This window comes from Desertibacillus haloalkaliphilus (assembly GCF_019039105.1).
GTDB classification, from domain to species: domain Bacteria; phylum Bacillota; class Bacilli; order Bacillales; family KJ1-10-99; genus Desertibacillus; species Desertibacillus haloalkaliphilus.
In genome coordinates, this window is the sequence record NZ_JAHPIV010000351.1 from 1 (window position 1) to 376 (window position 376).

Annotated in this window: 1 protein-coding gene; it reads left to right on the top strand. The window is 56.4% G+C overall.

Annotated elements, in window-relative coordinates; all coding sequences use genetic code 11:
- A partial coding sequence (locus KH400_RS30070; RefSeq protein ID WP_217228366.1) for a hypothetical protein occupies positions 1 to 376 on the top strand: 376 nt, incomplete at both ends.

Genomic DNA, 376 nt, shown 5'->3' on the forward strand with positions numbered 1-376 from the left:
AAAAGGAAGAAGAGAGAGGAAAAAGAAAAAAAGAAGGGAGGAGGGGGGGGAGAGGAGAAAAGGGAAGAAAAGAGGGGGAAAAGAAGGAAAGAAGGGGAGAAGAGGGAAAAGAGAAGGAAGGGGAGAGAGGAGAAGAAAAGAAGGAGAGAGAGAAAAAAGGGAGGAAAGGAGAAGGAAAGGAAAAGAAAAGAAGGGAGGAAGGGGGGGAGGAGGGAGGGGGAAGGGGAGAGGGAAAGGGGGGGAAGGGGGGAGAAGGAAAGGGAAGGGGGGGGGGAGGAGGGGGGGGAGGGAAGGGGGGGGGAGAGGGGAGAAGGGGGGGGGAAAGGGGGGGGAAGGGGGGAAAAGAGGGAAGGGAGGGGGAAAAAAGGAGGAAAAG